General features: G+C 56.2%; 16 protein-coding genes and 1 rRNA gene. 13 read left to right on the forward strand and 4 right to left on the reverse strand.

The genetic code is table 11. The features are described from left to right. Positions 1 to 94 precede the first annotated feature (94 nt). The 3 genes from rrf to R8377_RS00520 all read left to right on the forward strand — a co-directional run bounded on the left by rrf (position 95) and on the right by R8377_RS00520 (position 1,132). Positions 95 to 211: ribosomal RNA gene (gene rrf, locus R8377_RS00510) — 5S ribosomal RNA — on the forward strand. 301 nt (positions 212 to 512) lie between these two features. Further along, complete coding sequence (locus tag R8377_RS00515; protein ID WP_317643018.1) at positions 513 to 806, forward strand: aldo/keto reductase; 294 nt, start codon at positions 513 to 515, stop codon at positions 804 to 806. Positions 807 to 883: 77 nt separating this feature from the next. Further along, positions 884 to 1,132, forward strand: coding sequence for a hypothetical protein (locus R8377_RS00520; protein WP_317643019.1), 249 nt, complete (start codon positions 884 to 886; stop codon positions 1,130 to 1,132). 120 nt (positions 1,133 to 1,252) lie between these two features. Here the strand turns inward: R8377_RS00520 and R8377_RS00525 are convergent, their stop codons facing one another. Both R8377_RS00525 and R8377_RS00530 read right to left on the reverse strand, forming a co-directional pair. Beyond that, positions 1,253 to 2,092: a nitroreductase family protein gene (locus R8377_RS00525; protein WP_317643020.1), complete on the reverse strand. Its 840-nt coding sequence runs from the start codon at positions 2,090 to 2,092 to the stop codon at positions 1,253 to 1,255. Between the two features lie 121 nt (positions 2,093 to 2,213). Beyond that, a complete protein-coding gene (locus R8377_RS00530) occupies positions 2,214 to 2,591 on the reverse strand; it encodes a DUF4235 domain-containing protein (RefSeq protein ID WP_317643021.1) in 378 nt (125 codons plus the stop codon). 72 nt (positions 2,592 to 2,663) lie between these two features. Here R8377_RS00530 and R8377_RS00535 point away from each other — a divergent pair, with 72 nt between their 5' ends. The 5 genes from R8377_RS00535 (at position 2,664) to R8377_RS00555 (ending at position 7,975) form a co-directional block, all read left to right on the forward strand. Then, the gene (locus tag R8377_RS00535; RefSeq protein ID WP_317643022.1) at positions 2,664 to 3,365 is read left to right on the forward strand and encodes a histidine phosphatase family protein; all 702 of its coding nucleotides are present in this window, start codon (positions 2,664 to 2,666) and stop codon (positions 3,363 to 3,365) included. A gap of 323 nt (positions 3,366 to 3,688) precedes the next feature. After that, entirely contained in the window at positions 3,689 to 5,554 is a 1,866-nt protein-coding gene (dnaK, locus tag R8377_RS00540) for a molecular chaperone DnaK (protein ID WP_317643023.1), read from the forward strand. 1 nt (position 5,555) lies between these two features. Continuing rightward, positions 5,556 to 6,221, forward strand: coding sequence for a nucleotide exchange factor GrpE (gene grpE / locus R8377_RS00545; protein ID WP_317643024.1), 666 nt, complete (start codon positions 5,556 to 5,558; stop codon positions 6,219 to 6,221). A 64-nt stretch (positions 6,222 to 6,285) separates the two neighbouring features. After that, on the forward strand, positions 6,286 to 7,305 hold the full coding sequence (locus R8377_RS00550) for a DnaJ C-terminal domain-containing protein (RefSeq protein WP_317643025.1): 1,020 nt from the start codon (positions 6,286 to 6,288) through the stop codon (positions 7,303 to 7,305). A 109-nt stretch (positions 7,306 to 7,414) separates the two neighbouring features. Further along, a complete protein-coding gene (locus R8377_RS00555) occupies positions 7,415 to 7,975 on the forward strand; it encodes a heat shock protein transcriptional repressor HspR (protein WP_317643026.1) in 561 nt (186 codons plus the stop codon). On the opposite strand, the gene R8377_RS00560 is transcribed toward R8377_RS00555, so the two are convergent. Further along, entirely contained in the window at positions 7,972 to 9,846 is a 1,875-nt protein-coding gene (locus tag R8377_RS00560; RefSeq protein WP_317643027.1) for a PfkB family carbohydrate kinase, read from the reverse strand. The genes R8377_RS00555 and R8377_RS00560 overlap by 4 nt on opposite strands. A gap of 265 nt (positions 9,847 to 10,111) precedes the next feature. Between R8377_RS00560 and R8377_RS00565 the strand changes: the two genes are divergently transcribed. From R8377_RS00565 to fni, 5 genes are all read left to right on the forward strand, one after another. Further along, a complete protein-coding gene (locus R8377_RS00565) occupies positions 10,112 to 11,098 on the forward strand; it encodes a nucleoside hydrolase (protein WP_317643028.1) in 987 nt (328 codons plus the stop codon). 146 nt (positions 11,099 to 11,244) lie between these two features. Next, the gene (gene mvk / locus R8377_RS00570) at positions 11,245 to 12,210 is read left to right on the forward strand and encodes a mevalonate kinase (RefSeq protein WP_317643029.1); all 966 of its coding nucleotides are present in this window, start codon (positions 11,245 to 11,247) and stop codon (positions 12,208 to 12,210) included. Positions 12,211 to 12,386: 176 nt separating this feature from the next. After that, positions 12,387 to 13,523 carry a diphosphomevalonate decarboxylase gene (gene mvaD / locus R8377_RS00575; RefSeq protein WP_317643030.1) on the forward strand — a complete coding sequence of 379 codons (1,137 nt, stop codon included), beginning with the start codon at positions 12,387 to 12,389 and terminating at the stop codon, positions 13,521 to 13,523. Between the two features lie 99 nt (positions 13,524 to 13,622). Beyond that, a complete protein-coding gene (locus R8377_RS00580) occupies positions 13,623 to 14,834 on the forward strand; it encodes a phosphomevalonate kinase (protein ID WP_317643031.1) in 1,212 nt (403 codons plus the stop codon). A gap of 2 nt (positions 14,835 to 14,836) precedes the next feature. Then, the gene (gene fni / locus R8377_RS00585) at positions 14,837 to 15,958 is read left to right on the forward strand and encodes a type 2 isopentenyl-diphosphate Delta-isomerase (RefSeq protein WP_317643032.1); all 1,122 of its coding nucleotides are present in this window, start codon (positions 14,837 to 14,839) and stop codon (positions 15,956 to 15,958) included. Between the two features lie 600 nt (positions 15,959 to 16,558). On the opposite strand, the gene R8377_RS00590 is transcribed toward fni, so the two are convergent. After that, entirely contained in the window at positions 16,559 to 19,756 is a 3,198-nt protein-coding gene (locus R8377_RS00590; protein ID WP_331669498.1) for an RCC1 domain-containing protein, read from the reverse strand. Between the last annotated feature and the right edge of the window lies 1 nt (position 19,757).

Consider the following 19,757-nt stretch of genomic DNA (forward strand, 5'->3'; position numbering starts at 1 on the left):
ATGAAATAGTGAAAAGTTGTCATACTTTGCGTCTACTAGCCGGTTCTCTTACCAGCACCCAGTGGCCAGTGGTTATTGGTTATAATTAAAGATTTGCGGTGGTCATAGCCTGGGGGAAACGCCCGGTTCCATTCCGAACCCGGAAGCTAAGGCCCAGCACGGCAATGGTACTGCACTCGGAAGGGTGTGGGAGAGTAGCACACCGCCGCATCACACGTTAAGGAGAGGTCCTATCAGACAACACGTTTGGTAGGACCTCTCCACATATATGTAGCCTTTCAGTAATCTCACTCACACGGCTTGACATACCAGCTAATAAGCAGCCAAGCACAGACAGTGTAGTGCCCACGCTTGGTGCACTATTGTTTCCAAGCAAATCCGGTATCAAAGTAAGAAGTGATTGCTCGATAGGCTGAAAATAGCGGCCACTCACTGCTAAGCAAGCATGTGAGTGGCCGCTATTCGTTGTCTTCAGGGGTGGTTTATGTCAGAAATTGCGACCCGATCGGAAGATGAGCATCCAAGCTTGGAGCCCCTTCCAATATGGCTTCTTTGAAGGAGTATTCCTCGACAATCCCAAGTTCCCCGCGCTCAATGCCAAGTTGGGGCAGCTTGCAAGTAAGTATGGGGTGGAGCCGAGCGCTATTGCTGTGGCATGGATTCTGCGACATCCTGCCGGCTTCCAGGTGCTGCTGGGATCAATGACTCCTGAGCGCATTGGTCAGATGGCTGCGAGCGGCGACGTGAATCTCAGTGCTCAAGAGTGGTATGACCTCTATACCGCTGCCGGCAACGACCTTCCCTAAGCGTCAGTTGGCCTCCTGCTGTCTCGGTTTGACATACACTAGAAGGGCAAGCCAAGCCGGGAGGGAGCGTTAGTAGTATGCACTATTTTGAGCCCAAACGCTGCGCTTCCACGTCTAAGATTATGTACCACGACAAGCTGGCAGCCCAGCGCGCGGCCGATCTTAGTTTGATTGAGCGTGGGGCCCAGCTGTGGGTTTATCGTTGTCAATACTGCGGCTCTTGGCACTTAACCAGCCATGATCCTGAAGGATATTTGCCAACGGTGAGCCGGGGCCCAGCTAAGCCGCGCTCGCGCAAACGTGGGTTTAAACCTCGACGCAAGTAAACTTGTGGTTCTCCAGCTTGGAACCATGCTGTGGGTGGTAAGAAAACTCAGCCGTATCTCATAAGAACTTTGGGGCGCTCGCATGCAATATGAGAGCGCCCCAAAGCTGTAAAAATCTTGTTATTTGCTCAAATCGAAGCCTTGGCGCTCAATTGAGGGTGCCATCGGTGAGTGGTTGTCTTTGATACTCAGCGCCTTGTCTGCCATGATTTGGCTGAAGGTCTTGCGGGGTGCATCCACGTGGCGTATGTCGTGGTAATACTTGAGTACTCTCTGGTCGAACTCGTCGAGAGCTTGGCGAATTTCGTCTTGGCTGGCCCGCTGGTAGCTGTTGGTGAAAATCTGTGCGCGCTGAGGCATACGAGGCTTGGGATCGGGCGCTTGCGCAGGCTTGCCGATGGCTAGCCCCAAGACGGGGTAGACCAGCTTAGGTAGCTGAAGCAAGTCAATGAGCGTATCGGGGTCGTTGATGACTGAGCCTAAAATGACGCAACCGAGTCCGAGAGAATTGGCTGCCGTCTCCATGGCGTGCAAAGCCAAAACGGCGTCGTTTTGCGCCTGCAAGAAGGCATAGCTGGTGTTTAAGATGAAGCCCTCGTCTTCCGTGCTCACCTCGGGTGCCTCGGCGGCGATAAGGTCAGCATTACGTCTCTGGTCAGCTAGGAAAATGTAGAGCAGGGGAGCCTGAGCGATGTAGGGCTGGTGGGATTCCTTGGCGATAGTAGCCAAGAGCTCTGGGTCGCTCACGCGGATGGCGGACCACTCGTTGAAATAGCGGCTGGTGGCTGCGTGTTGGGCCGTCAACTCTAGCAATTCCACCGTCTTTGGAGGAATAGGCGTGCTGTCGAAGGCACGGATAGTGCGGCGCTCAAGCAGTGTTTGAATAGTGCTGTTAGGTACCTCTTGTTCGGCCGAGATGTTGTCCGGAAGATCCGGCGATGCAATAGTGGAATCTGTCATGCATCTATTGTGACTACGCAAGAGAGAAAAATACAAGTCAAATGTGGTCAATTAAGCATTTTAGTATGCGATATTGCTTACATTTAATTGCGCTCGCAACTGTGTAAGGGCGAAAATGACCTTATTTGCGGCTGTGGAGGCGGTCTACTAGGGCCTGTGAGCCCTTGTTAGAGACCTGAGAGACTACGGCTGCGAATGCCGCAGACAGGCCCGCAAACACGATGCTGGCGATGAATCCTTCTTGCTGCTCGCCGCTATCGTTGCCCTCAATACCGCCCCGGCTCCTGCTCACATTTTTATCCCAAACAGACTTAAAAATTCTGCCGAAGACTAAACCTGCCAAGCTAGGAATGGCAAACTTGAGCAGCTTGTCTCCCAGTGAGTCGGGATCCATCCTCACTTGTGTCCGCATGGCATTGACCTTCTCATCTATAGCTTGGAACTGGGCTACCGCCTTGTCGGCAGTAGCGTTTAACTGGCTTCCATCCGCTTGGCTCATACCCCTATTATGGCACAGTCCCCATGCAAGAGTTCGGCTGCCGACGACTTGGGCCAATGTTATGGTAAACCCATGGAACATACAGGAGATTTGTCGGGCGAAGAGGCTGAACAACGAGGCTGTTTAGTTCTCTTACGGCACGGCGAGACGCAGTGGAGTAGGTCGGGTCAATATACTGGGCGCACGGACTTGCCGCTGGTGAGCGACGGGCGGGAGCAAGCTCGGGCAGCGGGCGAGCGTTTGGCAGCCGAGTTTCCTCAAGGTTTTGACGAAGGCTATATGTTTGCTAGTCCACTGAGCAGGGCTCAAGAGACGGCTGCTTTAGCGGGTTTTCCCGGCGTGCGGACGTTCAACGATTTGGTTGAGTGGGATTATGGCCGGGCCGAGGGGCGCAGGCCTACCCAGGTGGCGCAAATGCTGGGCTGGGGCTGGGATTTATGGAGTGATGGCCCGCAGTCAATCGACGAGAGCTTGGGTGGCGTCTGGCAAGCCCCGTTGCCGGAGGGTGGGAGCGTTGTAGTGCCAGGCAATAGTGGCGAATCTTTACAAGAAGTGGCCGAGCGAGCTATGGGGTTAGTGCGTTACGCGCAGCCTATGGTTGAGGCTGGGCACCGGGTGTTGTTTGTGGCTCATGCCCATATTTTACGCATAGTGACTACGCAGTGGATGGGGCTGGATGCGGCTCAAGCCCAGCGTTTTCGCTTAGATACGGCCCACTATGCAGTGCTTTCCCGCTATCATGGTGATAACGTCTTGAAGGCGTGGAATCGCTGAAGTCAGTAGAGATATGCGTGCGTGGTACACGAGGAAGTGCAGACAGGCTCGCGCACATGCCGTATGCGGTTATAGAGGTACGCTGATGCTGGCATTAGCGTACCTAATTGGGGTATTTCCTTGCCTTTCTCAAAAAATCAAAAAACTTGTTGACTGTGGGAATAAAAAGTTGCCTTACGAAGTTGAGTGATGTAGGCTCAAGTTTTAGAGCGGTCGATACGAGGACTTGAATACAGGAATCGTGGCCGCGGCAAATGCGAGCAGTAAGCGTATAAATAAGCGTTGCTCTTAAGGTGTGACGCGCATAAGCCAGGAGGCAAGATATGTCACGTGCAGTAGGCATTGATTTAGGAACTACGAATTCCTGCATTGCAACACTTGAAGGTGGCGAGCCCACCGTTATCGTCAACGCAGAAGGCGCTCGCACTACGCCCTCAGTGGTGGCGTTCAGCAAGTCCGGCGAGATTCTCGTGGGCGAAGTTGCCAAGCGTCAGGCCGTTACTAACGTGGACCGCACTATTAGCTCGGTCAAGCGCCATATTGGCACTGATTGGACGGTTGATATTGATGGCAAGAAGTGGACTCCTCAGGAGATTTCCGCTCAGATTTTGATGAAGCTCAAGAGGGATGCAGAGGCATACCTGGGCGAGCCAGTTACCGATGCTGTCATTACCTGCCCTGCCTATTTCAACGATGCTCAGCGCCAGGCCACTAAGGACGCCGGCAAAATTGCTGGTTTGAACGTGCTTCGTATTATCAACGAGCCCACCGCAGCTGCTTTGGCTTACGGTTTGGAAAAGGGCAAGGAAGACGAGCGCATCTTGGTCTTCGATTTGGGCGGCGGTACGTTCGACGTTTCCCTGCTCGAAATTGGCAAGGACGACGACGGCTTCTCGACCATTCAGGTGCAGGCTACCAACGGAGACAACAAGCTGGGCGGCGACGACTGGGATCAGAAGATTATCGACTGGCTGGTCGGCGAAGTTAAAAACAAGTATGGCGTTGATTTGTCGAAGGACAAGATTGCTCTGCAGCGCCTGAAGGAAGCCGCTGAGCAGGCCAAGAAGGAGCTTTCCTCCTCCACTTCGACCAGCATCTCCATGCAGTATTTGGCTATGACCCCTGACGGTACTCCTGTGCACTTGGACGAGACTTTGACCCGCGCTCGTTTTGAAGACATGAGCTCTGACCTGCTGGGTCGCTGCCGTACTCCCTTCAACAACGTGCTCTCTGACGCTGGTATTTCAGTGCAAGATATCGACCACGTCGTACTGGTTGGTGGATCCACACGTATGCCGGCCGTCAAGGAACTGGTGAAGGAGCTGACTGGCGGTAAGGAAGCCAACCAGACCGTGAACCCCGATGAGGTTGTGGCTGTTGGTGCTGCTGTGCAGTCTGGCGTGATTAAGGGCGACCGTAAGGATGTGCTCCTGATTGATGTGACCCCGCTTTCGCTGGGCATTGAGACCAAGGGCGGCATCATGACTAAGCTCATTGACCGCAACACAGCCATTCCCACTAAGCGCTCTGAAGTCTTCTCCACAGCTGAAGACAACCAGCCTTCCGTATTGATTCAGGTCTACCAAGGTGAGCGTGAGTTCGCCCGCGACAACAAGCCTTTGGGCACTTTCGAGCTGACCGGTATTGCTCCGGCTCCTCGCGGTGTGCCCCAGATTGAGGTCACCTTCGACATCGATGCTAACGGCATTGTGCACGTATCCGCTAAGGACAAGGGCACTGGCAAGGAGCAGTCGATGACCATCACGGGCGGTTCCGCACTGCCTCAAGATGAGATCGACAAGATGGTTAAGGAAGCTCAGGCACACGAGGCTGAAGACAAGCAGAAGCGCGAAGAGGCAGATGTGCGCAACAGCGCTGAAGCCGCAGCTTACCAAACCGAGAAGCTGGTCTCTGACAACAAAGACAAGATTTCTGAGGATGTTGCTAAGGAAGTAACCGACAAGGTTAACGACCTGAAGGAAGCTCTCAAGGGCGACGACATGGAGAAGATTAAGTCTGCTCAGAGCGAGCTGATGACTTCCGCTCAGAAGATTGGCGAGGCCCTCTACGCTCAGCAGGGTGCAGATGCTGCGGGTGCTGCTGGCGCTGACTCTGCTCCGAGCTCGTCTGACGACGACGTGGTAGATGCCGAAGTCGTGGACGACGATGAGAAGAAGGATGGCGAGTGATATGCCTGCCTTCAATAAGGACGATTATTTGAATGGCATGTCGGACGCCGAGTCGCTCAAGGGCGACCCGGCGTCCGCCGGAAGTAGTGATTCCGGCGAGCATGCCAAGGCTGACAACCAGACGAGTCAAGCCCGGCAATCAGCTCAGGGCCAGGAGCAAGGTGACCAGAGTCAGACTGCCAAGGCTGCTGAAGGTGAACAGCAGGCAGACGGACAAGAGGAAAGCTTGACACCATTGGGACAGGCCAAGAAGGAAGCGGCAGACTACTTGGACGCTCTCCAGCGAGAGCGCGCACAGTTTGTCAACTACCGCAACCGCACAGCCAAGGAGCAAGAAACCTTCCGTCAGCACGGCATTATCGACGTATTGACGGCCCTCCTGCCCGCACTTGACGACATTGATCGCATTCGCGAGCACGATGGGCTCAACGACTCCTTCCAAGCCGTGGCTTCCAAGATTGACAAGACCTTCGAGAAGTTTGGCGTGGAGAAGTTTGGCGAAAAAGGCGAAGAGTTCGACCCCACTAAGCATGAGGCCATCTTGCATAAGCCCGATTCAGAAGCCAGCAAAGAGACGGTCGATACCGTTGTAGAAGCCGGCTACAAGATTGGGGATCGCGTTATTCGTGCCGCCCGAGTCGTAGTGGCTTCTCCTCAGGAGCAGTAGCAGCATCGACAGGCATCTGAATCAAGTAACTAATACAACAAGACGATGAAGAAAGGAGACATAGATGGCTGAGAATGAATGGCTCAATAAGGACTTCTACAAAGTCCTCGGTGTCTCCAAAGATGCCAGCGATGCGGACATAACCAAGGCTTACCGCAAGCTCGCCCGCCAGTATCATCCAGATTTGAACAAGACAAAGGAAGCTGAAGAGAAGTTCAAGGACATTTCCGAAGCCTACGATGTGTTGAACAATAAGGATGAACGCAAGAAGTACGACGCTATCCGCCAGTTTGGCATGGGGGGTGCGCGCTTTGCGGGCGGTTCTGCTGGCTCAGCAGGAGGGTTCTCAGCTGAGGACATCTTCGGCTCGATGTTTGGCGGCGGTGCTGGCAACTCTGGTGGAAGCAGGATTCGCTTCTCCAATAGCGGGGGAGGACCAGATCTTTCTGATCTCTTTTCGGCTTTCGGTGGTGGTGCTGCCGGTGCTGGAAACTTTGGCGGTGCCGGCTACAGCGACTATGCCGAGCCGCCCAGACCAGCTAAGGGCGCTGACCGGACGTCTAGCGTCAAGCTGACCTTCCGGCAGGCAGTCAAGGGAGCTACGGTTTCCTTGAGCGCAGGCGGCAGCAAGTTCAAGACCCACATTCCGGCAGGAGTCAAAGACGGCCAAAAGATTCGATTGGCTGGCAAAGGGCATGCCGGAGTCAACGGTGGCGCCAACGGTGATTTGTATTTGAAGATTGCTGTGGAACCCAGTAGTCGCTTCACTATGCGAGACAAAGACATAGTGATGACGCTGCCGGTCACCGCTTCGGAGGCTGCCTTGGGCGCTAAGGTGCAGGCGCGCGATATGGATGGCGAGCTGGTGACCGTTAAGGTACCGGCAGGCTCATCTACTGGCGACGAGGTGCGCTTGAGTGGGCTGGGAGTGCAGGACAGGCGGGGCGCAGGCGATCTAGTAGCTTCGCTCTCCATCCGCATGCCCCACAAACTCAGCCTCTCTGCTAAGCATGCTATGAAGGAGTTTGCGAAGGCTAGTGCAGACTTCGGGAGCCAAGTAGCAGATGAACGAATGAAAATCTGAATAAGGGTCCGGGAGTAGGAAGCCGCTTAAGGCCCTACTCCCGACTTGTATATACGGCAACCGCTCGCCCCTTGGGGGGGGGCTGGCACAAGTGCTGGGAGGTGAGAGTATGGCAGCAGTAGATATGCAGATTCGTAAGACGTATTTAGCATGCGCTCGGGCTTTGGTTGAGGGCGGAGCGAGCTTAGATCAGATTGACGAGCGGGGTATTGATATCAACCTGCCAGTTTTTAGCGTGGGGCAGGTGGCCCAGCTGGCAGATATTCACCCGCAGACCCTTCGTCAATACGACCGTTTGGGACTGATTGTACCCAAGCGTACCGGTGGTGGGGCTCGCCGCTATGCTTTGCGAGATCTCGACCGCCTGTGCCAAGCTCAGCATTTGAGCCAAGATGAGTCCATTAACCTAGCTGGTGTGACTAGAATTCTGGCGCTCGCCGAAGAAAACCGACAACTGCGCCGGCAACTTCGTCGTATGCGTGAGCCCGCGGGAGCCAACATTTTCGCAGCCGGAGCTAATGGTGAAGTTATTGAAGTTGAGCGCTCCCGCCGGGCACGGCTCTGGAGGCATCAGACTCAGATGCGCGCCGAAGCCTTGGCGGAGCTGCCGGGCGGTAATGCTGAATCGCTGCCGCAGTCAAAATCGTTAGTGCTGTGGGGCTTGGATTAGAGTTCGGTACTTTTCTCTATTTGATGACGCTCAGCCAAAGATGGCAATACACCTTCTCGGGATAGGGAGTAAGTCGCTGCGCGATTGGCCATTTTGATGGATTCACCGAGCGATCGTCCGTATAATAAGTAAGAAGCTAGCGCGCTGATGAAAGCATCGCTGGCACCGGTGTCATCTACGACTTTTGCCCGAGTAGTGGGGAAGGGCTGTCGCTTGCTGTTTTGGTAGAGCACGCAGCCCTCTTCGCCAGTGGTGACTATAACTGTGCCAACGCCCCTGGCCAGCAGCTCCTTAGCTTTGTCGTCTTGGCTGGCGGGCTTGGGGCAAAGAGCCGCGAGTTCCTTGCGGTTGGGTACAAGGATGTCACACTGGCTCAAGATATTGTCTGGTAATTCGGCACAGAAGAAGGGCTTTACGATGGTTTGTGCGCCGTGGGCATGTGCAACCCGGCAGGCCTCCTCGATGGCGGGTAGGGGCACTACCGTTTGGATAAGACAGTAAGCTGCATGGTCGAAGAGCTTGTCCATGCTACTTACGTCGTTGGGATTGAGTAGGGCGTTGGCTCCGGCTACGCGCGTGGTCATGGACTCGCCGGTGTCGTCCACGAAAATATAGGCTTTGCCAGTCTCGCTGTAGGCCTTACGCTGCACGCCGTCGGTGTTGACGCCGTTGTCGGTGAGTGAGTGATAAATTTGGTCCGCTGCACTGTCTGCGCCCACATTGGCGATGAGTGAGACTGGCTGGCCAAGCTTGGCTACGCCCACAGCCTGATTAACGCCTTTGCCGCCAGGGATGGAGAGCAAGCTCTGAGAATCTACTATTGTGCCAGGTCTGGGCAGGGTGGGGGCCACGAAATAAGTGTCGAGATTGGCACTGCCTACGACAACAATATTGCGCCGTTCTTGATTGAAGGGGCCAGCAATGGTGCGCTCGTTGCCCAAGTGGAAACTCTGGCTAAAACCGGGCGCTTCCTTGCGGCCATGTTCAATGGCGTTAATCATACGGGTGCACAAGTAAGCACCGAAGTCGGCGTTACGCATGGTGTAAGACGACACTTCGCTGGAGCCGGGGAAGCGCAGGATTTCACTGGTATCGTTGCGAACGCTCAGTATGGAAAAATCTTGCGGCACCCGGTAGTGTAGACGGGAAGCAAATTGTAGGAGCTCAAGGGCGTGCTGGTAGTGAGAAGAAACAACTCCGGTGATACGGTGTTCGCTCACAGCTGCCATGAGCCGGTCGTTAATCTCGTAAAAAATCATGTCGTCGTTGAGTTCAAGATTGTGCTCGAAGAGGCAGCGCCTGAAGCCGTTGAGGAAGCTCTGGGTGCGCCTTCCGGGGCTGAGCAGACAGGCGATCTTGCTGTGTTGCCGTTTGATGAGTTCTTCTGCGAGGCTGTATGCGGCTTGTTCGTAGGGGAGCATGGTGAATTCGTCGTCGCCTAAGGGGCCGATGGTGAGCTCGGGAATATCGATGCTGGGGCTGCTGGAGTTTGATTTGAGACTTTTGCCGCTGACCGGTTCCCAAATAAGGCCGTCGACATGCTGGGCGAGGGCTGCCTGGATGTTGAGATTCTCCTGCTTAGCGCTTTTGAAGCTGTTGTAGGTCAGCGCCGTGTATCCGCGCTTTTGAGCGGTTTGGATGATGCCGTCGATGGTGGTGTCCATGGAAACGGAATCACGCAAAAGCACGCCGATTCGCCAGCTGCGCTGCTCTGTTTTGGCGGAAGCGTAGGGGCGGTAGTGGTATTGCTTAACCACTTTTAAGACGCGCTCGCGGGTGGCATCGGCAATAGAATCGTCCTTGTGATTGACGATTTTCGATACGGTTGAGGTAGAGACGCCGGCAAGCTCGGCAATTTCTCTAATGTTCATAGGACGGTTGTTCTTTCTGATATGCGCGCCAGTCCCCCCCTCTCTATACTAGCGTGGACGACGGCTTTGCCGACGGCTGGCGGCTCTGGACTATGTGCGAGTACCAGTATGTTCGCATTGCGCTAATAGCTGTTCGAAAAAGGGCTGTTGACAGCTTTGGCAACAACTGCTAGCCTATCATGAGAAAATAGTTTCCGAAATACTTTTCCCCCTTTCTTGTAAGCAGAGACACACGTTTCTGCTATTGGACTTTAGGAAGTGACACATGAATGCACGTCCTATCATTATCGACACAGCCCCCGGTATTGATGACGCAGTAGCAATAGCTCTTCTCCATGCAGACCCCAGCGTTGACGTAAAGCTTGTAGCTAGCGTCGCGGGCGAAGTGCCTGTGGAGCAGGCCACGCAAAGCATAGAAAAGCTCCTTACCTTTTTACGTCAGCAAACTCCCGTAGCTCAGGGAGCTTCGTCTCCGCTCATGAGGCCGAATATGTTCTCGAAACAAGGTCGCGACCTTGATGTGTTCGACACTGCGAACTGGCCCACCCCTCACCGTTCTTTGCTTACTGTTGAAAGCGCTGTTTTGGAAGAGCGCCGGGTTTTGATGGAGAGCGAACGGCCTGTAACTATCATCACGCTTGGTCCCCTCACTAACATAGCTCTGTTGCTCACGGCCTTTCCTGAGGTAAAGAGCAGGATTGAGCAAATTGTGATGATGGTTGGTACCACTGGTCGCGGTGATGCCACGGTCTATGGCGAATTCAATGCCGTGTGTGATCCTGAAGCGGCGGGCATTGTCTTCCGTTCTGAGCTGCCGTTGGTTATGGCCGGGCTCGAAGTTGGTTGTAAGGTACGGTTGCAAGAAGAGGACTTAGTTACTATTGCGGCTTCGGGTCGAGTGGGTGCTTTGCTAGTGAAAATACTGCGCCGGCAGGCCAATGATAAACCGGGTTCGGGCATGCGCTTGTATAGCTCGTCTGCTGCCATGTACTTACTGGAACCAGGGCTATTTACCACTCGCCGAGCTCAGGTCGAAGTGGAAATTGGGAGCAATCTGACCCTGGGGGCCACAGTAGCTAACTTCGATGTGCGCCGAGAAGTGGCGGAAGGCGCAGCTGACACTATGAGTCCTATTCGTTCACTCAGTCGCAGTGAAAGCGCAGCAGTGGCTTCCAATGCGACTATCTGTGTGGATGTGGACGTGTGCGGGCTCAAAGCCAGCTTCCTTAAGCGCCTCTCGCAAGCCAATTAGGCCGAGCCGCTTGCGAATCTGTGCAATATCTCTATCTTTTTGAGCGGTATGAGTAGGTAAAAACTTCTAGAATCGCTTGTGGAGCATAATGCGCTCGCGGCCGAGAGGTGCTTGCGAGCGTTCCAAGAAGCGAGAGAGGGAGCAGCATGGTTGCTATCGCGGGGGAAGATTTGCACGGGGTGCACGAAGGTTACGGTCAAACTTGGGCCAAGGCGATTTTGATGGGCGAACACTCGGTGGTCTACGGGCACCCGGCTTTGGCTCTGCCGCTTCACGATTTGCAAATGCGGGCTTGGGCTCAGCCAATTGCCTCCGATCAGGAACCACAGCTCAGTGCTCTCGACTACGAGGGGCCGCTCAGCGAGTCGGGAGAACTGTTTGGGGGCTTACGTCGGGCAGTGGAAGTGACGCTCGACTTCTTGGGACACAGCGACCAGCGTTTCAGTATTCGCACTGAATCTGACTTCCCGGCCGGGCGAGGGCTTGGTTCATCTGCTGCCGCCTCCGGTGCCGTAGTGCGCGCCCTGCTCGATGCTTACGACGTGCGCGCCTCCCATGAACAGCTCTTAGAGCTGACTAATCAAGCCGAAAAAATCACTCACGGCCACCCCTCAGGCTTGGATGCGGCTACAACTTCTGGTGAGCTGCCGGTCGAGCTGGAGCGCGGGGCCATGCGCACGGTGCAATTGCGAGGAAATGGATATTTGGTTATCGCAGATACGGGCGTGGCTGGCTCGACGCGCGAGGCCGTAGAAGGTGTGCGCTCTCGTTTGGAGGCTAAGCCTGAAGTGGTGGAGCAGCTGCTCGAATCGCTGGGAGACCAGGCCCGTAGCGCTATTGGCAATTTGGAAACTGGGCAGATGGAGCCTTTGGGGGCCAGTATGAATCAGGCTCAAGAGTTGCTCAATGCCCTACAAGTAGGCCATGCTCAGCTTGACGCATTGGTGAGTGCTGCTCGCTCGGCCGGAGCTTTGGGGGCCAAGCTTACGGGCGGCGGATTGGGAGGCTGCATGCTGGCTCTGGCAGCCAATGAGAGCGACGCGCAGCGAATTAGCGAGGCTCTGCTTGCTGCTGGTGCGCAAGAGGTTTGGACTCACCACATGGTTGCTTAAGGTTTTTGCATTCATATCCTGGGCTGCTCGCTGCTGCAGTGTGGTTTACAATTGAACGGTAAATAATGTTCGGACTTTCTCTTTAAGCTGAGAATGCAAACTCAGTTAGTGGGGATACTGTCAGCTTTCGACCTATTGGGGCACGGGTGGGCAGTCTGCTGGCTAATCTGTGAAGTATGAACGTGAGAAGAGTGCGGCAAAATTCAGGCAGGAGTACGGATGTGCAAGCTGGAAGTCAACCAGCGGCTACGGCTACCCTTGCCGAGCGGAGTACGTTGAGCTCCGAAGCTGAGCCAGTGCTAGGCCGAGGCCAAGCGCGGGCCAATGCGAATATTGCACTCATTAAATACTGGGGCAAGGCAGACGAAGACCTCATAATCCCCACTACTTCCAGCCTTTCGCTTACTCTTGATGGGCTTTCCACTCGTACACAAGTCGAGTTTTTGGCCCAGAGTTACGGGCCGGACCAGCTCACTATTGACGATCAGCCTCAGGGGGGCAAAGCGCTGGCCAGGGTCTCGCGTTTTCTTGACATTGTGCGCCGCCGCGCTGGCATCGATGCCCCGGCTCGCGTGAACTCTTACAACACTGTTCCTTATGGGGCGGGTTTGGCTTCTTCTTCGTCGGCTTTTGCGGCCTTAGCGGGGGCGGCTAGTGCTGCTGCGGGCTTGGACTTGGGTCGGCAGGAGCTCTCGCGTTTGGCTCGGCGGGGCTCGGGCTCGGCTTGTCGTTCGCTCTACGGCGGGCTGGTGCAGTGGCAGGCTGGCAGCGATGACGCTTCCTCTTACGCGCTGCCCGTGGAATCAGATATGGATTTGGCGCTGGTAGTAGTGCTCATTTCGGGTCAGGAAAAGCAGATTTCTAGCCGCGAAGGCATGCGTCGCACTGTGCAAACTTCACCCCTCTACCGGGCTTGGGTTGAGCAGAGCCGGTTGGACTTGCAAGATGCGCTTAAGGCCATACAATATGAGGATTTGGAAGCTCTGGGAGCTATTGCTGAGGCCAATGCTATGGGTATGCATGCGGCCATGCTGGCTTCGCGCCCGGCGGTATGCTACTGGCTGCCAGACACCCTTTCGGCTATGGAAGCGGTGGGCCAGATTCGCGCTGAGGGGCTGCCGGCTTGGGGCACTATGGATGCCGGGCCCAATATGAAGGTGCTGACTTCGGGGGCTCAGGCGGTGCGCGTGGCTGAGGAGCTGCGGGGGCGGCTTCCGGGGGTCAATATTCAGGTGCATAGGCCTGGTCCGGGTTTGGAAATGCTGGGAAATGAAGGCGCTCACTCGGGCACTGCTGGGGTTGAGCGCGCGTGAAAGCGTGGCGGAACAGGCGAAGCTGAGCATCACGATATTGGTGGACTAAGTCCATGAATGGTTTGGTGTGAAGTGGTTTGGTAAACGATGGGTTGGAAGATGAACGAAGCGGTCGAGACAGTACAAGCGCAGGCAGCAGGTAAGCTCTACTTGGCTGGCGAATACGCGGTCGTAGAGCCGGGGCATCCAGCCATTCTCGTGGCCGTGAACCGCACGTTGACAACGCAAGTTACCGGCAGAGCGGCAGGCGAAGGCTCGCAGGAGCAGCCAGTCGACGCTCAGCGCGGGCGCATCGAATCGGAGGGCCATCCTGAAGCGAGCATGAGCTGGCATCGCGAGGATGGGAAGCTCACTCCCGACACTCAGCTTGGCGAACCCTCCTACTTGCTGGCCGCCGCCCAAAGTGTTGAAGAACTCGCAGTCGAGCGCGGGCTGGCTCTTCGCTCCTACGATATTGCCGTCAGTAGCCAGCTAGATTCGGGCTCGGGCAAAAAGTATGGCCTCGGCTCCTCGGCAGCAGTGGCGGTAGCGACAGTGCGCGCTCTACTCGACTGGTATGGGCTCCAATTAAGCCCGCTCGAAACATACAAACTCGCATATTTGGCTACCGGCCGCGCCCAGAGCTTGGGTTCCGGCGGCGATTTGGCGGCCAGTCTCTTCGGCGGATGCATCCGGTTCTGCTCACCCGACCGCAGCTGGGTGCGCGCCCAGGTGGGCTCCAGCTCGCTATCGCAGTTGATTACGCAGCCTTGGCCAGGCTTGCAGATACACCGTTTAGATGCTTTCGGCCCCGATTCGCTCCTGCACTTGTTCGTAGGCTGGACCGGAAGCCCCGCTTCCACTCCCTCGCTGGTGGCATCTGTTAAGCAGGGCTCGGCCGACGGCAAAAGCCAATCATACGAACGGTTCCTAGCGGCTTCTGACGCTTGCGTCGACGCTCTGGCCCAGAGTTTAGAAGCAGGGCAGCCTGGCGCTATCGGTGAGCACGTGGCTCAGGCCCGCTCCCTCCTGCGCGGCCTTTCTGCCCTGACCGACACCGACATCGAAACCCCAGCTTTGCGCACGCTAGTGGAGAGCGCTCTTATTCGCGGCGCTGCGGCCAAATCTTCGGGCGCGGGCGGCGGGGATTGCGGCATCGCCATCGTTTGCGACAAGCAGCCCCAGTCTAGGGCCATAGGCCAGATGAGCGCTATTGCTGCCGCTTGGAGCCGGGCTGGCATCGAGCCCCTGCCGCTCACAGTCGGGCCGCCTCTGGCTGCCTTGGAGCCTTGGGGCGTCGGCTGCGCGGCAACAGCTCAGGAAGAGGAGTAAACATGGGCAGCGAGCAAGGCACTTCCAAGCCGCTCTTCGATTCGAGCTTGGACCACAACCCCGATTCGGTGCGTAAGAATGACCATATTCGCTTGGCCTTGCAGCAGCAGAAAGCCCCTAAGCGCAACGCTTTTGACGATATGCGCTTCGTGCACCATGCCTTGAGAGCGGTAGACCAAGCTAGTGTGAGCACGGCCACGCAGGTGTGTGGCGAGGAGTGGCCGCTGCCCTTCTATATCAACGCTATGACCGGCGGTTCGGCTCAAGCGGGCGAGATTAATTCGCTCTTGGCTCAGGCTGCGGCGGCTTCCGGACTCGCTATGGCCACCGGCTCCCAGCATGCTGCCTTGCGCAGGCCCGAGCTAGAGCCGACTTTTACTACCGTGCGCGACCGCAATCCGAGCGGCTTCGTCTTTGCTAATGTGGGGCCCACGGTCAGCCCAGAGCAGGCAGTGCGGGCCGTGAATATGCTCTCTGCCTCGGCCTTGCAAATACACATTAACCCGGTGCAAGAGGCGGTCATGTCTGAGGGAGACCGCGACTATGGCACTTGGCCCGAGCGCATTCGTGCGATTGCTGAAGCGGTGCCGGTGCCGGTCGTCGTGAAAGAAGTGGGCTTCGGTCTCAGTCGCCCCACTATCGAACTCCTGGCCTCTTTGGGCATTTCAACGGTTGACGTCTCCGGGCGGGGAGGCACCGATTTTGCGGTCATCGAAAACGAGCGCCGAACCGACCGCGACTACTGGTACATGGATAATTGGGGCCTCTCAACAGTGCTAGCCCTGCTCACTGCAAGCCAGCCGGAGACAGTGCCGGGCGTGGCTTTGCTGGCCTCTGGTGGGGTGCGCAGTCCGCTTGACGTGGTCAAAGCCCTAGCCTTGGGAGCCCAAGCAGTGGGAGTTTCGGGGCACTTCCTCGCTACTTTGACAGCCCATGGAGTTAGCGGATTAGTTGACGAAATCAACGATTGGGCTAGCCAAGTGCGCGCCCTCATGTCGCTCCTAGGCGCTCGCAAGGTTGCCGACCTGCGCCACAGCGACCTCCTCATCACCGGCCCAACCGCCGAAGAGGCCCGCCTACTGGGAGTAGACCTCCCCGCCCTAGCCCGGCGCTCCGCGCAGTAATTTTCGGCGAATAGGGCTGTGCGTCGCTGCTGAGCCAACAGCGCTCGCAGCATATAGGTAAAGGGCCGGTAGCTGAATAATCAGCCGCCGACCCTTACGCCCTATACAGACACGGACCATAATGGAGCCCGATCACAAAAGGCACCAACGGATAATGCGGAGCCCAGCCGCCTTACCAGCAGCAGCTCCTACCCGAAGTGCGATGTGCCCTTCTGATGCTTATCAGTATAACATCAGTGTGCTCTGCTTCGTGCGTGGTGCAAACCTCATTCCTGTAGGCTCAACAGTGGCGGCAACTATCGTGCGATGATAGCTGCGCCTGCCCGCTCAAACGGGCGGGTAAAGCCTATACAGATAAGAGGGAGGACCTATTATGGGTCATCCAAATAAACCGAACCGCGCTATGGAGGCTTGCGCGGTTATCGTACTCACAACGTGTGCGAACACGATTATAGCGAGTATGGGAGCCGCGCAGGCTATACCTCTCATGGTAACCATGCTGCTTTGCGCAGTGGTGCTTAACATGCGAGATGAACTCTAGCGCATAAGGGGCGCCCCGCTGTTGTAATGGCGGGGCGTTACTTCTCTTGGGGCTTGCTGTCAGCTAATGGTTTGAGACTGACTAAGCCGGTGCGTGTGGCTGCCCCGGATTCGTTTGCGGCGTTTGCTCAGTTCGTGGGCAGCGTAGGTGGTGGCGGCTAGGGCGGTGAGCAGCAGAATCGCGCTGCCGGCGAGGCGGTGGAGGGGGATGGCTCCGGCCTTGGGCAGGGTGAATAGGCTGTAGTAGGTGAAGCCGTTGGGTACGCTGTAGTCGGGTTGGGTGGTGCCGTCTATGGTCCAGTGGATTTTGACTTCGACCTTTTCGTCGGGTGTGTGGCGCGGGGTGTTGGCTTTCCAGCTGTGGTTGGTTGCGTCGTAGGTGAGGTTTTCGCCGGCTTCGCTGCCGAAGTGGAGGCCGGTTACTGTGATGGGGAGGGGTGTGGGGTGTAGGGGTGTGTAGGAGTGGGCGTTGGTGTTGCCAACTCCGGTGGGGATGGTGTCGTTGCCGAGTTCGCCCCATTGGTTGTCGCCCCAGAGCCACAGGTTTTTCGTGTTGTCGAGCGTTATGGTGTGCCATGCGCTGGTGTAGATGCGTGTGGTGTTGGCGGGTAGGTTGTTGGTGATGTTGGTTGGTGTGGGGATGCCGCCGTTGTTGCTGCTGGCGGGTGTGGGGCTGCCGGTGCCCAGCTGTCCGTATTGGTTGTGTCCCCAGGCCCAGGTGTTGCCGGTGGAGTCGGTGGCGAACGCGGAGTAGGAGCTTGTGCTGGTGTAGAGCTTGGTGATGCTCCGGCTGGCGAGTGAGGGGATGCGGGTTGGTGTGGTGCGGTTGCTGGTGTCGCCTAGTCCGAGTTCGCCGGATGGGTTTCCTCCCCAGCTGTAGAGGTGCTGGCTGCTGTCGAGAGCGTATGAGGATTGGTATCCTGCGCCGATGCTGGTGAAGGGGCCGCTTGCAGGGGGTGTGACTACTCGTGGTGTGACTTGGTTGGTGGTGGTGCCGTTGCCGAGCTGGCCGGTAGCGTTGTAGCCCCAGGTGTAGAGCTTGTTGCTGTTGGTGAGAATCATGGCGTGGTGGGTGCCGGCGGCGGCTTGTTTTACGGTTTCACCGTTGAGGTTGACTGGTACGGGTTCGAATTGCGGGGCGAGGGTGTTGTCTGCGTTGCCGAGCTGGCCGCTGTCGTTTTGGCCCCAGGTGTAGACGGTGTTGGTGTTGGTGACGGCCAGGGTGAAGTCGTAGCTTGGGTAGATGTGGGTGAAGGTGACTCCTGCGGGTACGTGCACTTGTACGGGCGTGGTTTTCGCGAACGGGGCGGTTGTGATGCTGCTGCCGTTGCCGAGCTGGCCGTATTGGTTGTTGCCCCAAGCCCAGAGTCGGCCGGTGGTGTCGAAGGCGAAGGAAGCGTTCATGCCGGCGAAGACTCGGTTGAAGCGTACGCCTGCGGGCGGGGTGATGAGGGTGGGAATGTTGCGGTCTGTGGTGGTACCGTTGCCGAATTGGCCGTAGCCGTTGTAGCCCCAAGCGTAGGTGTTGCCGTCGCTACCGATAGCCAGCGTATGCGTTATGCCGGTGCTGACTTGGGTGAAGCGAGTCTTGAGCTGCTGGGGGTTAGCGGTGATGGTGACGGGATTGTTCTTGTTGACTGGTCCGGCTTGAGGTTTGAGGGTGAAGCTGATGTCGTCCCACAGGGCCGTGAGGGTCATAGTAGCGTTAACCGGGTCGGTGCCGAAGTCCCAAGGCACAGTGCCCTGGAACCAGCCAGCAAAACGGTGACCAGGCCAAGCAGGGTTGGGGTCGGGCCAGGCCGCGGTTTCGCCGCTTACTATGGATTGATCGCGAATAGGAGTAGCGTGGCTTGTGGCAGCTCCCAAGTCGAAGTGGACTGTGTAGGAGATTTTGTATTCATAGTCCAGAATCGCGACTGTTTGAGAAGCTCCGCTCAGTGTCCACCTAATGCGAATCTTAACTTTGCCTACTGGGTGGGCCGGTGCTTTTACATGCCATATGCCAATGACTGTGTCGTGGGTGAAGCCTTTTGCGTTAGTAGTATCGAAACTGATTGCTGTGATTGCGATTTTGGGGTTCGCGATCCGGACTGGACTGAGACGGTTAATGGTGGTGCCGTCGCCTAACTGTCCGTAGGCGTTGGGACCCGAAGCATAGATACGTCCGTCGCTACCGATGTATGCGGAGATGATAATTCCTGCGGAGATGCTAGCGACTTGGTAGTCTGCTGGGACGTTGGCCGGATGGTCAACTGCTACTGGAGTATGTTGGTCAACATTGGTGCCATTACCTACCAAACCAATAGTGGGGTTATTGATACTCGTGCTGCTGTTTTCGCCCCATGCATAGGCTTGATTATCGGTGCCGAGTGCGAGCATATGAGTAGAACCTACTTGGATATCGGTAAAGGGTACTGGTGTGGTGATTTTTTCTGGTCTGATACTGCTGTTCGTTGTTCCGTTGCCGAGCGCGCCAGCATAGTTGTGACCCCAAGTGTAAGTGTTGCCGTTGTCTTTACTGATGCCTGCCGTCAAGAAACTGAACCATCCTCCTGCGGTTATGGTTTTGAAATGGATGCCACCGAGTACTAGTTGGGGGGTGAGTACCTTGTCGCTGCTCGTGTTGGCAGTACCTAAATAGCCGACATCATAATCTTCGCCATTCCAACCCCATCCGTAGGCGTTTCCGCTATCATCAAGCGCCATCGAATACTGGAATCCAGCACTGACGGTTGTAAATTTGACGCCTGTCGGTATTTTTATCGGGGTGGTTGCGCTTGGATATTCGTCGTTGCTACCGCCATTTGCTGTTCCGTTGCCGAATTGTCCATATCGGTTGTTGCCCCAAGCCCACAGGGTTCCATTAATATCTACTGCTAAAGCATGCTCTTGGCCGCCGCTGATGCTTTTGAACCTTACTCCTGCTGGCGCTTGTACTCGCACGGGTATGTTCTTGTTAACGGTTGTGCCGTCGCCTAAAACACCGGACTTGTTATATCCCCAAGACCAGAGATTTCCGTTTGAGTCGATGGCTAGGTTGAACCAAGAACCCACACTTACAGAGGTGAATGTGATTCCGTCGGGAATTCGTACTCGTGTGGGGAGATTGGCTGAATTAGTAAAAGTGCCGTTGCCCAGATTGCCAAATGTGTTTTCGCCCCATGCCCAGAGTGTGCCATCTGTGTCGAATGCCAAGTTGTGTGCGTTGCCAGAATGGATAGATTTGAATTTGAGGGTAGTACGAAACGGCGGTGTAATA

The sequence above is a fragment of the Bombiscardovia apis genome, from assembly GCF_033095945.1.
In the GTDB taxonomy this organism is placed as follows: domain Bacteria; phylum Actinomycetota; class Actinomycetes; order Actinomycetales; family Bifidobacteriaceae; genus Bombiscardovia; species Bombiscardovia apis.

What these genes read in the sequence shown, in the direction of transcription:
- R8377_RS00565 (WP_317643028.1), top strand. Translation starts at nt 10,112, where the DNA reads ATGAATGCACGTCCTATCATTATCGACACAGCCCCCGGTATTGATGAC.
- R8377_RS00560 (WP_317643027.1), bottom strand. Translation starts at nt 9,846, where the DNA reads ATGAACATTAGAGAAATTGCCGAGCTTGCCGGCGTCTCTACCTCAACC.
- dnaK (WP_317643023.1), top strand. Translation starts at nt 3,689, where the DNA reads ATGTCACGTGCAGTAGGCATTGATTTAGGAACTACGAATTCCTGCATT.
- mvk (WP_317643029.1), top strand. Translation starts at nt 11,245, where the DNA reads ATGGTTGCTATCGCGGGGGAAGATTTGCACGGGGTGCACGAAGGTTAC.
- R8377_RS00520 (WP_317643019.1), top strand. Translation starts at nt 884, where the DNA reads ATGCACTATTTTGAGCCCAAACGCTGCGCTTCCACGTCTAAGATTATG.
- R8377_RS00515 (WP_317643018.1), top strand. Translation starts at nt 513, where the DNA reads ATGAGCATCCAAGCTTGGAGCCCCTTCCAATATGGCTTCTTTGAAGGA.
- fni (WP_317643032.1), top strand. Translation starts at nt 14,837, where the DNA reads ATGGGCAGCGAGCAAGGCACTTCCAAGCCGCTCTTCGATTCGAGCTTG.
- R8377_RS00580 (WP_317643031.1), top strand. Translation starts at nt 13,623, where the DNA reads ATGAACGAAGCGGTCGAGACAGTACAAGCGCAGGCAGCAGGTAAGCTC.
- mvaD (WP_317643030.1), top strand. Translation starts at nt 12,387, where the DNA reads ATGAACGTGAGAAGAGTGCGGCAAAATTCAGGCAGGAGTACGGATGTG.
- R8377_RS00530 (WP_317643021.1), bottom strand. Translation starts at nt 2,591, where the DNA reads ATGAGCCAAGCGGATGGAAGCCAGTTAAACGCTACTGCCGACAAGGCG.
- R8377_RS00550 (WP_317643025.1), top strand. Translation starts at nt 6,286, where the DNA reads ATGGCTGAGAATGAATGGCTCAATAAGGACTTCTACAAAGTCCTCGGT.
- grpE (WP_317643024.1), top strand. Translation starts at nt 5,556, where the DNA reads ATGCCTGCCTTCAATAAGGACGATTATTTGAATGGCATGTCGGACGCC.
- R8377_RS00555 (WP_317643026.1), top strand. Translation starts at nt 7,415, where the DNA reads ATGGCAGCAGTAGATATGCAGATTCGTAAGACGTATTTAGCATGCGCT.
- R8377_RS00525 (WP_317643020.1), bottom strand. Translation starts at nt 2,092, where the DNA reads ATGACAGATTCCACTATTGCATCGCCGGATCTTCCGGACAACATCTCG.
- R8377_RS00535 (WP_317643022.1), top strand. Translation starts at nt 2,664, where the DNA reads ATGGAACATACAGGAGATTTGTCGGGCGAAGAGGCTGAACAACGAGGC.